Raw genomic sequence first — 14,465 nt, forward strand, 5'->3', positions numbered from 1 at the left:
TCAACTCTGGTCAGCTTGCCAGCTGAGAAAACTGTAAAATAGTGCCATTGGTAGAGAGAAATTCAGTAAAAACAAAAAATGGGAACTAAAATCTTCACTTGGAGGATGCGAAATATAAGCCAGAATCAGGGTTCCCAGTACGCAGCTCATTAAAATCGTGATGATATTAAACAGTTGATAATGGCGTAGCAGCAGGTGAGTCACTGATCGGAAAGGGAAGATCATCATCCAGTAAGTCAGGCAGACAAAAAAGCTAATAAAAAGCGCTGAAAACAGGCTCTTGAAAATGGAGAAAATCCCAGAGCTGGCTTCATGAAATAGCGCATAAGGGAATAAAATTACAGCGATGATCAAAGGGGTAAGCGCGAGGTTAAGCGTCATTTTCCAGGGAGAATTCTGGATCGGTTGAGAGATTAAGTGAAACATCCTGTCTACTATGTGTTTGCCACTTTTTGATGTTTTTAATATAGGGACTTTATCATTGTTAAATGCATATCATTTTTCGATGAGAGAAAGATTCAACATATAGGCGATTAATACGACAAAGCACACCGGAGTGTGCTTTGTGGATGGTGTGATGCTTAAAACTTTAATGATTAAATAAAGAACCAGTAAATAAACAGTGAAATAATAAAGATACACATGATATTCAGTACAAAACCGACTTTCATCATTTCGCTTTGCTGGATATGACCGGTTCCAAAAACAATCGCATTTGGCGGGGTAGCAACCGGCAGCATAAAGGCACATGAGGCACCAATACCAATGACAATCACCAGAATTTCTTTGGGCATGCCCATCTGATCCGCAATCGCGGCAAATACTGGTACCAGCAAGGCAGCTGAAGCGGTATTACTGGTAAATTCAGTCAGGAAGATAATAAAAGTAGCGACTACGAAAATAATCATCAGCGGGGAGGCATCACCAAAGGCATTGGCCAGAGTTTGACCCAGTACCAGCGAACTGCCTGAATCCTTCAGAATGGCACTCAAGCTCAGACCACCACCAAATAGGTACAACACCCCCCAGTCGGTATTTTCTGCAATCTGTTTCCAGCTTGCGGTACCCAGAATCACCACCATACAGGCAGCCAAAATTGCAATCCAGGTATCCGGCTGGGAAATACCAAAAATTTCGGTGAATTTTTTACTGAAAATCCAGGCAATTGCAGTACAGAGAAAGAGGATCATGGTGGCTATACGGGTGCCGGTCCAGGGAATGTCTTCGGTCACAAATTGTACTTTATGATTTAGTTTTGGACGTAGTACCAGATATAAACTGACCAGCATGGCGGGAAGAATAATGAACATCATCGGCAAGCCGATTTTCATCCAGTCGGCAAAATCATAGCCAAGTGCCTTGGCGGCAATGGCATTCGGAGGTGAACCGACCATGGTGCCCAGTCCGCCAATACTGGCTGAATAGGCAATGCCGAGCAGGATAAAGACAAAAGTTTTACGATCCTTGCTGACATCCAGATGTGAAAGCAAGCCTAAGGCCAAAGGCAGCATCATGGCAGCAGTCGCCGTATTGGAAATCCACATGGACAGCAGCGCCGTCACCACAAAAATCGCCAGTACAGAAATGCCCAGATGCCCTCTGGACATGGAGATGATCCACATGGCAATTTTCCGGTCCAGTTTCTGGATATGCAACGCCGTTGCCAGCGCAAAACCACCAAAAAACAGGAAAATGACAGGATCGGCAAAAGTGGCCAAAGCGGCTTGCGTGGTAATCGGAACCAGTTCTTCACCAGAGGCCATTGGCATGGCCAGTAATACTGCCATCACAGGGACGAGTAAAGCTGTAATCGTGATATGAATGGCTTCAGTCAGCCATAAAATACCGATAAAGGCTAAAAGTGCCAGTCCTTTATTGGCATTCTGGTCATAGGGCAGGTAAAGATATAAGCCATAGGCTACAATGGCTGCGACAAAAATAAGAATCCAGCCTTTAAGCAGCCCTTTGGGCATGGCATTGGTCGGGGTAGCTAGGTTGGTCTGAGTCATATGCTCTCCTTGCAAGATTTTTATTTACATCATTTTTTATATTAGCTTTAAATTTGTAATTTTGTTTTGCTTAAAAAATATCCTATTTAAAGATACTATAACCAGATTGTTGCAATAATCCAGTACTTTGCCAGAAGGCATACAGGCCCAAGCCGAAAAGTAAAGCCAAGACAATCCATTTGAAGTGTTGCTGAGATAAACGATGGCGTATTTTGCCTCCAATCCAGACACCAGCAAGGGCGAATAAGCTGATCCCGATCAGAATATGCTGTTGATGGGTTTCCAGTGTGATCAGAATTGGAAAAAGTAAAACCAGCTGGATCAGTTTACCGGCAATGAAATTGAGATTACTGATAATGACAATAGCTGTTTTAGACAGCTGGCAACTCATCAGATACATCATTAAAAAAGGTGCCATAGCATTGGTCGCACCTCCAATAATGCCGGCCAGTAAACCAAAACAGAGCATACTGGAAATATGCGGACTAACTTGCAAAGGCCGTGCCCGTAATTGGTCCAAGACATAAAATATGATTACTAGACCTAATAACAGTTTTAAATAAGCCTCATTTAGCCAAAGTAACAGTTTGACCCCGAGTACACTGCCGATCAGGCTACTAAGCATTAGTGGCCAATAGCGTTTTATATAATAGCCAATGCTATTCAAGAGACTATGCGTAGGATCGGCATTCAGCATGATCAGATTCAGCAGCAGGCAGGGCAGAATGACAAGCGTAACCGCGATACTAAGCGGATATGCACTGGACAGAACAGCCGTACTCATCATGGGAAAGCCAAAGCCGCTTAAACCATGCAGCAGGGCTGCTAAGGCACAGAGCCACAGCATCATCCATTCTGCCTGAGTCATGTGAAATCCATTTCAAAAATTGGAATCTTGAACTTATCGTGAATTCAACTAAGAAAGAAAGTGAAAAGCTGTAATACAGCAAAGAAATAACAAAAAATATAGGCAAAAAAAGCCACGATAACTTGGGGAAATTACCGTGGCATCAAAATTTCATCCCATTTAACCGGGGTGAAAGAGGAAGCTCTGCGATGAAACTGGTTAAGAACGCTTGTTAAAAATGACTGTACAGCTTAATAGCGTTTATCCTGATTCACTGTACGCACAGGATTTTGATAGCCCTGAGGTTGATGAACGCTGTCATGATCAATTCTGTACTGTTTTTTCGGCATGATTAACCACAACACCAGATAAACCAAAATACCCGGGAATGCGGCACTCATGATTGAAATCACCACAAAAATCAGACGTAATAAATTTGCGTTCCAACCAAAACGTTCAGCAATACCACCCATCACACCTGCAATCATGTTTGAGCGGTTAGAGCGATATAAACCAACATTGGCCATTAAAATCTCCTGATTAAAAATAGGTTTGAATCCTAAAACTGGATCCATACTTAAAGAAATGGAGTTTACTTAAACTTTTTAAAGTGCTGATTACAAATAAAATCGTTAAGTAATGTTAATAAAGATTAAAACCAGATCTAAGAGCTACTAACATAGTGAAAATTCTATTGAACTCTTGTGTAAAGTTCATCAGCTTTGCTGTGTTCTTTTTGCTCGCCATGTTTCCTATTTAGGTTTGTTAAAAATGAAATTGGATGTATCACGTTGTACATTAAGCAGTTTTTTTAAATGTAGCCTGATGTTGGGGAGTGTGGTGATTTTGCAAGCCTGTGATCAGCAGCAAGTCAAACCTGAAGGGGAAAGTCAGGCGACCTCAGAAGAGGGCGTTAAAATTTCCACTGCCAATACGAAGGCCGATGTAGTGACTGTCAGCGCCAAATCCTTAACTCAGGTCGCAGGGCAGGCGACTGTTCCGGTAGAAGCTGATTTAAACCCAGTAACTGTACCAGAGGATGCTAAAGCATTTATTGGCCGCTATCATACTGAAATCGATTGTGATGGCCGCTTTGCGCCTTGTACTGAAGGTAAGGCAGAATTTATTTTGACTCTAATGCCGGACGGTACGGTGCATCGCAGTATTTTACAGTATGGGAAGGTATTTATTGATAATACCAAAAGCAGCACCGCTCACAATATCACCTACCGTAAAGACCGCTGGTTTATCAATCCTGAGCGTACCGATATAGTAGTGAATCGTAAAGAAGGGGCGAGCTTTTACTATAAGATTAAAGATTCAAATCACTTAGTCATGAATCTGGAAAAAATCTATAGTGAAAAGGAAAAAACCAACCGGGAATTATTTGATCGTGGCTATCCGGCACCTTCAAAAGCCTATGAACTGGTCAAAGACACATCCTTTCATATTCAAGAATAATGCCCGATAATAATCGGCTGATCTGGTCGAAAGCTTAATTCAAATACTATTTAGATTAGACAATAAAGGCAAGTTGCGGGAACGCGTGAACATAAAATCTGGATGCAGAAATACACGACCAAAACATCGCAATTTAATTAAAATATAATAAGGGAAATCAGAGAAACATTCTAAGGAAAGAATGGTGGGTCGTCCGCGATTCGAACGCGGGACCAACGGATTAAAAGTCCGCTGCTCTACCAGCTGAGCTAACGACCCCGAGGAATAAAAATGATGATGACCATTTTTATGACGCAAAAGTGTGGTGTACTTTTACGTGATCCTTTCGGAAGATGGTGGGTCGTCCGCGATTCGAACGCGGGACCAACGGATTAAAAGTCCGCTGCTCTACCAGCTGAGCTAACGACCCATCAAGGGATATCAAATAAGTGGTGGGTCGTCCGCGATTCGAACGCGGGACCAACGGATTAAAAGTCCGCTGCTCTACCAGCTGAGCTAACGACCCCGAACTATTATTCAAACTAGGTTTGAATATGCAGTGCAAGTCAAGCTAAATAGCTTAAAGCACCACTTTGTTTGATGGAGCGTATTGTAGCAAGATCTCATTTCAGCGCAAGCAAAAAATAACAAAGTTGCCCATGTTTGATTATAAATACAACAATTATGCTTTATCTAAACAAAAAATAGGCAACTTCAGTACTTAGAAGCGATATTGATAGGCTTGGATATTGGCAAAAATATCTGCGGTGAGCTCGGAATACGCCGTTGCACCTGGCAATAAGACCAGCAGGCGTTCATCGGTTTTACTCGGATCAAATGCTTGCTCTTTCAATTTATTTTTCTGGTATTTAAAGGTGCCTGTAGTTTCGACCTGCTGTTGTAAGCGTAAAAATACCGGTACCGCATAAGCCGGTAAGCATTTTTTAAAGCAAGCGGTCATAGCTGCCAAATCTGCATCATTTAATTCTAGATCAGGTTGCAGGGTAATCGCGGCCATACCGGCACGACCATTGGTATTGGGAATTTCTACGCCATACACCACTGCTTCAACGATTTTGTCATACTCGATCAGCATGTTTTCCACTTCAGTTGTAGAAACATTTTCCCCTTTCCAGCGGAAAGTATCACCCAGACGATCGACAAACTGCGCATGACGGAAGCCGATATTGCGCACCAGATCTCCGGTATTGAAGTAAGCATCACCTTGGGTAAATACATCCTGCATGATGACTGACTTGTTTTTTTCCGGATCGGTATAGCCATCAAAGGGTGAACGGCGGGTAATTTTACCAATTAATAAACCAGTTTCGCCTTTTTTCACCCGCTTGCAGCGTCCTTTGGCATCCCGTACCGGCTCATGTTTATCTTTATCAAAAGCAATAATCGCATACGGTGTGGGTGAGAAACCAACAGTATTGTCAAAATTGAAAATATTGCTAAAGCCGACATTGCCTTCACTGGAGGCATACAGTTCCAGTACTTCCTGAATGCCAAAACGGGATTTAAATTTATCCCAGATATTCGGGCGCATCCCGTTACCAATCATCTTGGTCACGCGGTGGCCTTTTTCCAGTTCAGATGGGGGAGCATCCATCAGATAGCGGCACAACTCACCGACATAACCAATCGCAGAGGCATCAAATTTTTGCACATCCTTCCAGAAAGAAGAGGTCGAAAATTTACGGCGAATAGCCAGGGTGCTGCTCCCTGCAATGACACCGCACCAGCACACCACCATGCCTGTGGCATGATAAAGCGGGAGGGTACAGTACATCACATCATCTTTATTGAGATTCAGCACATGCCCATAGGTGCCATAAGCCAGCGTCCAGCGACCATTGGTAAAGATCACCGCTTTAGGTAGACCCGTGGTGCCCGAGGTGTAAATATAGAACAGCCCGTCTTTGCCCTGTACCGAATGAGTAGTTGATGGATTGAATTTGGGAGCAAGATCGGTTTTTTCAGCCAGGTTGATAAAGCCTTCAGGCGCCTGACCCGGATCGGCTTGAGTGTTTTGATTTGCAAACCAGTGCAGGCGGTCACTGCTAATATTCAGGTCATTACAAATCTCGTTGACTGCATGACGACACTCTTCACCCACAATCAGGGCAATCGGTTTGACCAGATTGATACTGTGCGTCAGCACCTTGCCGACTTGAGAGGTATTGACCAGAGCGGTGGTCACACCCAGTTTAGCCAGACCAATCACGCTGGCAATCAGCTCAGGGCGGTTCTCGACCATGACAGCAACAACATCACCTTTCTTGGCGCCCAAGGATAGATAGAAATGGGCAATCTGGTTGGCCCAGGCATTGAGAGCAGCATAGCTATAGCTTTGCTCTTCAAAACGCAAGGCAATGCCTTCCGGGTTACGCTTGGTGGCTTTTTCAAAAGCCAGACCCAGCCCGGCCGGTGTGTTCGGAGTACGTAAATATGCCTGTCTTAGACCAGTGAGCAAATTGGGCACTTTGGTCAAGAAAGCCGGGATTTTGGCAGCGACATCTGCAATCCCAATCAGATCGTGTGGTTTCATTTGGGTCATGAGAATCCTATTTATTTTTCGTATCCGATACGTTCAATTTATATACAGTAGACGAGCTATCCATCTTTTAGCGTTAAAACACTAGTGCAATCAACCTATTCTGACTAAATCTAGCAAAAAAAACCTAGTCACCGAAATGACTAGGTTTTTTTAGATGACTGCAATTGAGCAAATTATGATTCAGTTGCAGTATTGGCTTTTTTCGGTGGACGACCACGTGGACGACGTGGACGAGCAGCCTGTTTCTCCGCTTTTTCAGCTTCGCTGGCTTCAGTGTCTTCTGTTGTTACTTCGGCCTGATCCTGGGCTTCTGTAACAGGAGCTTCTGATTCAGCATTTGCTTCAACTGGCGCAGCATCTCTAGGTTGAGCTTCAGTCACTGGAGCCGCTTCTGTAGGAGCTGTATCTACTGGTGCCGTCGTTTCAGTCGCTTGTTCAGCTGGCTGAGCATTTACGGTTTCTTCAATAGCGATTTCAGTGGCTACTGGAGTTTCAGTTGCTGCTGCTTCAGCAGACTCTGCTTGTGCTTCTGTTGCTACAGGTGCTTCTGGTACAGTTTCAACTGCCGGAGCTGTTTCTACTTTAGCCTGTTGCTTGGCTTGTTGCAGGGCCTGTTCTGCAGCCTGTTTAGCCAGACGGCGACGCTCACGTGGATCGTTTGCGACACGTTTGTCCGACACCGGTTTTGGTGGAGTTAGATCCAGAACTGGAGCAGGCTCTGCTTCAACCTTGGCTACGGTCACTTGAACATCACGGGTGACCGGTTTTTTCTCTGTGGCAGGCGTTGCTGCAGCCACCAGACTCGCGTTGTACTCTTTTGTGAACTTCTCTAGAGCACGGTTGAAGGTTGGCAATAAACCAAACTGTTCAATCAGTACGGAGCAGTCTTCACCATAAACATGGCGAATCAGGCTACCAATGGTGAACTGACCCAACGTTGGTACTTGTGAAGGAGTCAACTTCTGAACTGTAGCCTGTTGAGGCTGTCCTTCACGCTGCTGACGACGACGCTGACGCGGATCGTTGCTGGCACGTGGTTTTTCAGCGCTTGATTCTTCAGCTGGCACAACCTCTTCAACAGGAGCTGTCAGTGCAGCTTCCACTACATTTTCAGCAGCGGCTTCTTCAACTGGCGCATCTGCCGGTGCAGTAACTTCAACCGTTGGCGTTACAACTGCAGCATTGTCATTCAATGCCACGATTTCGCTTTTCGCCTGGTCAATATTCACGACCATGGCTGTTGGCATCACGTCTTGACGTGGTGCATCGACCAACTCAACACGAAGCTGCTTGTCATTGACTGCTGGCGCTTCAACGACTGCAGGTGCTACTTGTTGAGCTTGCTCATTCAGTACGCTTGGATCGCGGTGGCGATTTGGACGTTCCTGACGTGGCTGGTTACGGCGGTCACGACGTGGCATTGCCTGTTGTGGCTGTTGTTCATTGTTTTGAACATCATTTTGCTGAGATGGCTCGTTATGATGCTGACGGCGAGAATTACGCTTGTTTTCACGTGCTTCATGACGTTGTTCTTGACGAGATACCTGAACCACTTCTTCATGCACCTGATGTTGCTGAGGAGCGGAAGCTTCAGACTGAACCTGCTCACGCGGTTCTTTGTGCTTCGGATTGCGTGGTTTTTTGTTGTTATGACGTGGTGCTCTTTCATCACGCTCTGCCGGTTTTTCAGCATCACGTTCCTGTTTTTGCGCTACAGTCGATGGTGCCAGGTAAGCATTGCTGCTTGCCGGAGCAGCAGGTTGAGACACTTGCTGTGGAGCAGGTTGTGCCACCGGTGCAGACAATTGACCGAACTGACCACGGCTCACCGCACCGCCATTGATCATTTGTTCAATTGCTGCAGCTGCATTGTTGGCAGTACGCGATTGATCAACAGTCGCTGCCTGTTTTTGAACAAACAGGTTTTCTAACCATGCGCATGGGCTAGATGCAGGAGCAGCAACTTGTGCTTGGGCTGGAGCTTGTTGCGCAACAGGTACTTGCTGTGCATTTTGGTTTTGCTGGTTACGGCGTTTATTGTTTCTGCCGTTGTTTTGCTGTTGAGCAGGCGCTGGTGCAGCAGCATGCGTATGTTGTTCTTCTTCTAAATGCCATTCAGATGACTCATAGCCCAACTCTTTTTCACTTGAACGAGTTGCTTCAGTACGTTCATAGCTGGTTGGTGCAAAGCCTTCGGCATTATAAGTGATTTCATAATGCGGTGTTTCCAGATGCGGGTGAGGCAACACAGTCACACGTACATTTGAAGTCTGTTCTAAATAGACCAAGGTGTGACGTTTTTCATTCAATAAGAAGGCAGCAATTTCGACTGGAACTTCGACTTGAACTTCACCATGACGTTCACGTAGCGCGATCTCTTCCACTTTACGCATAATCGAAAGTGATAAAGAACGAAGATCACGAACCATGCCGGTACCATGGCAGCGTGGGCAAACGTAGCCAGTCGCTTCTTCAAGAGAAGGACGCAGACGTTGACGGCTCATTTCCATCAAACCAAAACGTGACAATTGACCGAACTGGATACGGGCACGGTCACTTTGCGTCGCTTCACGCAGCTTCGCTTCCACCATACGCTGGTTGCGGTCTTTGGTCATGTCGATGAAGTCGATCACCACCAGACCACCGATATCACGTAAACGTAATTGACGCGCGATTTCTTCTGCCGCTTCAATATTGGTATTTAACGCGGTGTCTTCAACGTCGCTACCGCGAGTCGATTTTGCCGAGTTAATGTCAATTGACACTAAAGCTTCAGTTTGATCGATTACGATCGAACCGCCCGAAGGAAGTTTTACTTCACGTTCATAAGCAGTTTGAATTTGACTTTCAATCGCGAAATGCGCAAATAAAGGTTCATTTAAGGTATAAGTTTTCAGTTTTTCTAACTGACGTGGCATTACCGCTTTTACGAAGTTATAAGCTTCGTTATAAGCTTGTTCTGAGTCAATCAGGATTTCAGCAACATCATCACGCAGGTAGTCACGAATGGCACGTGTTACCACACCCGCTTCCTGATGTACCAGCATTGGCGATGGGCCTGAACTTGCCGTGCTCTGGATTTGTGCCCAAAGGTCTAACAAGTGCTGTAAGTCGAGTTGCAATTCTTCTTGTGAACGGCCAATCCCGGCAGTACGCACAATCACGCTCATACCACGTGGCACGTTCAGTGTTGCCAGCATTTCTTTCAGTTCTTCACGCACTGAACCGGAAATCTGACGGCTGATACCACCACCTTTCGGGTTGTTTGGCATTAATACCAAATAACGGCCAGCAAGTGAGATAAAAGTAGACAGGGCAGCGCCTTTGTTGCCACGCTCTTCTTTTTCCACCTGAACCAGAAGTTCGGTGCCTTCAGTGATCAGTTCACGGATATTTGAAGTTTGGCGAGGGTCGGCTTTGTAATATGAATTTGCGATTTCACGCATTGACAGGAAGCCTTGGCGACCTGCACCGTATTCAACGAATACAGCTTCTAAAGAAGGTTCAACGCGAGTCACGTGACCTTTGTAGATATTGGATTTTTTTTGTTCACGGGTACGATTTTCTAAATCAAAATCGTAAAGACGCTGACCAGTGACAAGTGCAACGCGAATTTCTTCGGCATGTGTTGCATTAATCAACATACGTTTCATGGGTGTAACACCTTATAGTGATACACAGCAAAAAATCGCTATACACGTAGCGAACATCACACATCACGGATCAATGGCTCAAATCTGCAATGAATTTCATTGTGGTTTGAGTCTTTTATGACCGAGCTCTATTTAATATAGATGGGCTTCGGTTTTTGATTCACGTATTGATGATGGCAATACGGCTTCAATCTTTAAACGGATTAAAGTCACCTGAACGCTTCACTGGCGGACGAGCGGTGCATTGGATGTGTGTAACTTTCACTGTCACATTGCTCGAAGATCATCCCTTCTTTATAGAAAGTGTCTTGATACGGAATTGTCGTCGTATCTTTACAAACTGTGCAGATCCAATGCATCAACGCTGTAGCCTGAAGTCGTCTTCAGGTTGCGACTAATCTGATGTGTATCAGTTTACGTTTAAAAACCAACAAAGTTGGCGACATATTTTTTAAGACAAACTGATTTATGTACCTGAGGTACAATTAAACGCAACAGTTTGCTTTGTTTGCCGATATAATAAGCCTTCGGCGTGGCATAATTCTTTGGGGACCTTCCCGTATCATGTGAGTCTTTAATTGAACAATCAAGTTCAGAAAAATCTGAAATGATTCAACTTTTACTCACAAACGATGGTTTCCGTGCGCTGACTATATCAAACCTTGCATCATCTGCCTATGGGCTAAGCTTATGTTTCTTGTGTAAAGCATAACCTAAGTGATCAGTTTTTAATCAATTTTAGTATTTTTTGGGTCATAGTAACTGTATGAATTCTACGCAACAATGGCAAAACGTCACTTGGTTTGAAGTGGATGAACATCAAGATGGACAACGCATCGATAATTTCCTGTTTAGTCGTCTGAAAGGTGTGCCAAAAAGCCGTATCTATCGTCTGATTCGTGAAGGCCAGGTTCGCGTTAATAAAAAACGCATTAAAGCAGAAACCAAACTCGCAATCGGCGACCAGATTCGCGTTGCGCCGATTCGCTATGAACAAAAAGATGAATCTGCTGCACCTGTTTCTGACAAAGTGGCACAAGGCTTATTGGCCCGTGTGATTTATGAAGATGAAGGTTTGATGGTCGTGAATAAACCTTCCGGAATTGCTGTGCATGGTGGTAGCGGTGTGGCCTATGGCCTGATTGAGGGCTTGCGTGCCGCAACCGGTAAAAAGTATCTGGAACTGATTCACCGGATTGACCGTGATACTTCCGGTCTGGTGATGATTTCCAAAAAGCGTAGCGTGTTGAAAACATTACAAGATATGTTGCGTGAACATAAAATCAAAAAAACCTATGCCGCTGTAGTAAAAGGGCAGGTCAGTCTGGATAAACAGCTGATTGATGCACCTTTACATCGTTACGAGCTGGCCAATGGTGAACGTCGTGTCTGCGTGTCCCCGAAAGAAGGTAAAGAGTCTAAAACCCAGTGGAATGTGCAGGAACGTTTTATGCATGCCACACTGGTGTATGCATCTCCGCTTTCTGGTCGTACCCATCAGATTCGTGTTCATGGTTTGAGTATTGGTCATCCGCTAGTAGGCGATGAAAAGTATGGTCATGAAACAGAATATCGTGGGCCAAAACCACGCCGTTTGTGTTTACATGCAATGCGTCTGGACATTCCGGGCTATCCAGCAATTGAAGCACCATTGCCAGAAGATATGCAGAGTCTGGTGGCGCAGTTAAGAGCGCAGAAAGCGGATAAACCGGCTGCCCAATAAGGACTTATTTTTTCTTTTAATAAATTTAATCCACCCTCACCCTCCTTTGAAAAAGGAGGGAATTCCCCTATTTCTTAAAGAGGGCTAGGGGAGATTAAATTTCGAAAGAATCCTCTCCCTAAGCAGCACTGCTGAGCAAGTCTCCTTCTTGCACGTCGTTTAAAGCAGTGCTTTAAACTCGTTCAGGAGAGGGAACGTTACTTATTAAATAGTAATGTTGAATTAAAACTTCATTGATAATTCGACTTTATTGGTTCTTTTATTAAAGTCATTTGCTTAAGAATGAAAAATTCCTTCTCCTTGTAGGAGAGGGCTTCAAGACTGAATCAAATCTAGGAAATCTTTTATGAACTCACCTGTAAAATTGGTCATTTTCGATTGGGATGGCACTTTATTTGATTCAGTCGGTCAAATCGTGGCGAGTTTGCAGTTTGCCGCACAGCAGTTTCAGCAGCCGTTAACGGATGCAGATGCGAAAAGTATTATTGGACTGGGTTTACCTGAAGTTGCACAGCGTTTATTCCCGACAGTACCAGAATTACATAGCGATATTTTACAGGCCTATTCAGATCACTATGTTGCCAACTCATCAGGAGATTCCTGGTTTGAAGGCGTAGCGCACATGCTCGCGGATTTACAGCAGCAAGGCGTGAAACTGGCTGTCGCTACAGGGAAAAGTCGTAAAGGTCTGGATCGTGTATTGAAACAGACGAACAGTGAGGAGCTATTTGTGACCACGCGCGCAGCCAGCGAAACCCGTTCCAAACCTCATCCATTAATGTTAGAAGAAATTCTGGCAGAAACCGGTGTGCAGGCTGAACATGCGATTATGGTCGGTGATACGTCTTATGATCTGGAAATGGCGCAAAATATTGCCATGCCAAGTGTTGGGGTAAGTTATGGCGTGCATGCGCCTGAACTTTTAGCTCAATTTAATCCCGTTTGTATCGTGGATGATGTGGCTGCTTTGCATAGCGCATTGCTGGCTAAAGTCCAATGGAAACAAGCAGTTTAATCCAGTATCTTGGTTGCAGTGCAAGGAATGTGTTTCCCCGGTTTGAATTGGCTGGGGAATGCTGCAGATTTAAGCGCTGGTTCTTATCTTTTAGTCTAAAGTCGTAATTGTACTGATTTTATTCGGTCATATTATGGCAGTTATTTTGCTAAATAACGATATGTTTTAAATAATAAGATTTTGTTTTATTTAAATTTTTATGAATTCTCCTTATAGATAATAGCTATAGCAAAAAATAAAATAACTATTGGCACAAACGCCGGATTTTTCCCATCCTAAAACTGTTTATTCCTATGCTCGTTCTGAGAAAGGCAGTCCATGCTGATGATCAGCCTGATCATTTTCATATTTTCTGTCCCTCTTAGATCCCGGCATAAGCCTAATTTTTGCAGTTTAAGGAAACATTGATGTCGAATTCTGCTGTTGTTGAATCAGTTGCACAAGCACTTCGTAGCGCTGAATTATCACAAACTGCGATTGCACCGATTCGCCCGGAACTTGGCGGTGAAAGTGCTGACGTAGATATCGCCTATGCCGTTCAGGAAGTGAATACCGAGCGTGCTTTGTCTGAAGGTCGCCGTCTGGTGGGTCGTAAAATTGGTTTGACGTCTAAAGTCGTTCAAGCGCAACTGGGTGTAGATCAGCCGGATTTCGGTATGTTATTTGCCGACATGGCCTATGGCGATGGTGAAGCAATTCCAGCTGGCCTTCTGATTCAGCCGAAAGTTGAAGCAGAAATCGCATTGGTGATTAACCAGGATTTAACCAAAGAAAAACACACGTATGCAGACATTATCAGCGCAACTGATTATGCACTGCCTGCAATTGAAGTGGTCGATAGCCGTATCGAAAACTGGAAAATCAGCCTGATTGATACTGTGGCGGATAACGCATCTTCTGCTGCATTTGTCTTGGGTTCTCAGCCGGTTAAGTTAGAAAAACTTGATCTTGTGAACTGCAAGATGGTGATGACGCGCGGTGAGGAAGTCGTTTCTCAAGGCGTGGGTAAAGCATGTCTTGCAAACCCACTCAATGCTGCGGTTTGGCTTGCAGATGAAATGGTGCGTCGTGGCCGTCCATTGTTGGCAGGTGACATCATCTTGACGGGTGCTTTAGGTCCAATGGTTGTGGCGCAACCAGGTGATGAATTCAAAGTTGAAATTGAAGGCTTCGGTTCAGTAACCGCTGCATTCGCTGCTGAATAATCAAGATTCC

10 protein-coding genes and 3 tRNA genes are annotated in these 14,465 nt (G+C 44.6%); 4 read left to right on the forward strand and 9 right to left on the reverse strand.

Features of this window, described 5'->3' with window-relative positions; genetic code table 11:
- The 4 genes from AC13CK_RS14530 to AC13CK_RS14545 all read right to left on the reverse strand — a co-directional run bounded on the left by AC13CK_RS14530 (position 1) and on the right by AC13CK_RS14545 (position 3,383).
- On the reverse strand, positions 1 to 426 hold the full coding sequence (locus AC13CK_RS14530; RefSeq protein ID WP_482831281.1) for a hypothetical protein: 426 nt from the start codon (positions 424 to 426) through the stop codon (positions 1 to 3).
- Between the two features lie 170 nt (positions 427 to 596).
- Entirely contained in the window at positions 597 to 2,009 is a 1,413-nt protein-coding gene (locus AC13CK_RS14535) for an SLC13 family permease (RefSeq protein WP_482831282.1), read from the reverse strand.
- An 82-nt stretch (positions 2,010 to 2,091) separates the two neighbouring features.
- Positions 2,092 to 2,877: a sulfite exporter TauE/SafE family protein gene (locus AC13CK_RS14540; RefSeq protein ID WP_219308259.1), complete on the reverse strand. Its 786-nt coding sequence runs from the start codon at positions 2,875 to 2,877 to the stop codon at positions 2,092 to 2,094.
- A gap of 230 nt (positions 2,878 to 3,107) precedes the next feature.
- Complete coding sequence (locus AC13CK_RS14545) at positions 3,108 to 3,383, reverse strand: PspC domain-containing protein (RefSeq protein WP_004278536.1); 276 nt, start codon at positions 3,381 to 3,383, stop codon at positions 3,108 to 3,110.
- A gap of 244 nt (positions 3,384 to 3,627) precedes the next feature.
- Between AC13CK_RS14545 and AC13CK_RS14550 the strand changes: the two genes are divergently transcribed.
- Entirely contained in the window at positions 3,628 to 4,317 is a 690-nt protein-coding gene (locus AC13CK_RS14550) for a hypothetical protein (protein WP_314107582.1), read from the forward strand.
- A 182-nt stretch (positions 4,318 to 4,499) separates the two neighbouring features.
- Here the strand turns inward: AC13CK_RS14550 and AC13CK_RS14555 are convergent.
- The 5 genes from AC13CK_RS14555 to AC13CK_RS14575 form a co-directional block, all read right to left on the reverse strand.
- Positions 4,500 to 4,575: transfer RNA gene (locus AC13CK_RS14555), tRNA-Lys, on the reverse strand.
- Between the two features lie 75 nt (positions 4,576 to 4,650).
- Positions 4,651 to 4,726 (reverse strand) — tRNA-Lys (locus tag AC13CK_RS14560).
- Between the two features lie 20 nt (positions 4,727 to 4,746).
- Positions 4,747 to 4,822: transfer RNA gene (locus tag AC13CK_RS14565), tRNA-Lys, on the reverse strand.
- A gap of 195 nt (positions 4,823 to 5,017) precedes the next feature.
- On the reverse strand, positions 5,018 to 6,859 hold the full coding sequence (locus AC13CK_RS14570) for a long-chain-acyl-CoA synthetase (RefSeq protein ID WP_425879045.1): 1,842 nt from the start codon (positions 6,857 to 6,859) through the stop codon (positions 5,018 to 5,020).
- Between the two features lie 173 nt (positions 6,860 to 7,032).
- Positions 7,033 to 10,512 carry an Rne/Rng family ribonuclease gene (locus tag AC13CK_RS14575; protein ID WP_425879047.1) on the reverse strand — a complete coding sequence of 1,160 codons (3,480 nt, stop codon included), beginning with the start codon at positions 10,510 to 10,512 and terminating at the stop codon, positions 7,033 to 7,035.
- 766 nt (positions 10,513 to 11,278) lie between these two features.
- Here AC13CK_RS14575 and AC13CK_RS14580 point away from each other — a divergent pair.
- The 3 genes from AC13CK_RS14580 (at position 11,279) to AC13CK_RS14590 (ending at position 14,455) form a co-directional block, all read left to right on the forward strand.
- Entirely contained in the window at positions 11,279 to 12,235 is a 957-nt protein-coding gene (locus AC13CK_RS14580; protein ID WP_004278531.1) for an RluA family pseudouridine synthase, read from the forward strand.
- A 346-nt stretch (positions 12,236 to 12,581) separates the two neighbouring features.
- Positions 12,582 to 13,250, forward strand: a complete 669-nt coding sequence (locus AC13CK_RS14585) for an HAD-IA family hydrolase (protein WP_482831283.1) — start codon at positions 12,582 to 12,584, stop codon at positions 13,248 to 13,250.
- 407 nt (positions 13,251 to 13,657) lie between these two features.
- On the forward strand, positions 13,658 to 14,455 hold the full coding sequence (locus AC13CK_RS14590) for a 2-keto-4-pentenoate hydratase (RefSeq protein ID WP_086044161.1): 798 nt from the start codon (positions 13,658 to 13,660) through the stop codon (positions 14,453 to 14,455).
- Positions 14,456 to 14,465 lie beyond the last annotated feature (10 nt).

The organism is Acinetobacter sp. L-24 (genome assembly GCF_056857555.1).

Coding starts and splice junctions, on each gene's coding strand:
- AC13CK_RS14540 (WP_219308259.1), bottom strand. CDS start 2,877: ATGACTCAGGCAGAATGGATGATGCTGTGGCTCTGTGCCTTAGCAGCC.
- AC13CK_RS14580 (WP_004278531.1), top strand. CDS start 11,279: ATGAATTCTACGCAACAATGGCAAAACGTCACTTGGTTTGAAGTGGAT.
- AC13CK_RS14545 (WP_004278536.1), bottom strand. CDS start 3,383: ATGGCCAATGTTGGTTTATATCGCTCTAACCGCTCAAACATGATTGCA.
- AC13CK_RS14585 (WP_482831283.1), top strand. CDS start 12,582: ATGAACTCACCTGTAAAATTGGTCATTTTCGATTGGGATGGCACTTTA.
- AC13CK_RS14550 (WP_314107582.1), top strand. CDS start 3,628: ATGAAATTGGATGTATCACGTTGTACATTAAGCAGTTTTTTTAAATGT.
- AC13CK_RS14575 (WP_425879047.1), bottom strand. CDS start 10,512: ATGAAACGTATGTTGATTAATGCAACACATGCCGAAGAAATTCGCGTT.
- AC13CK_RS14535 (WP_482831282.1), bottom strand. CDS start 2,009: ATGACTCAGACCAACCTAGCTACCCCGACCAATGCCATGCCCAAAGGG.
- AC13CK_RS14530 (WP_482831281.1), bottom strand. CDS start 426: ATGTTTCACTTAATCTCTCAACCGATCCAGAATTCTCCCTGGAAAATG.
- AC13CK_RS14570 (WP_425879045.1), bottom strand. CDS start 6,859: ATGACCCAAATGAAACCACACGATCTGATTGGGATTGCAGATGTCGCT.
- AC13CK_RS14590 (WP_086044161.1), top strand. CDS start 13,658: ATGTCGAATTCTGCTGTTGTTGAATCAGTTGCACAAGCACTTCGTAGC.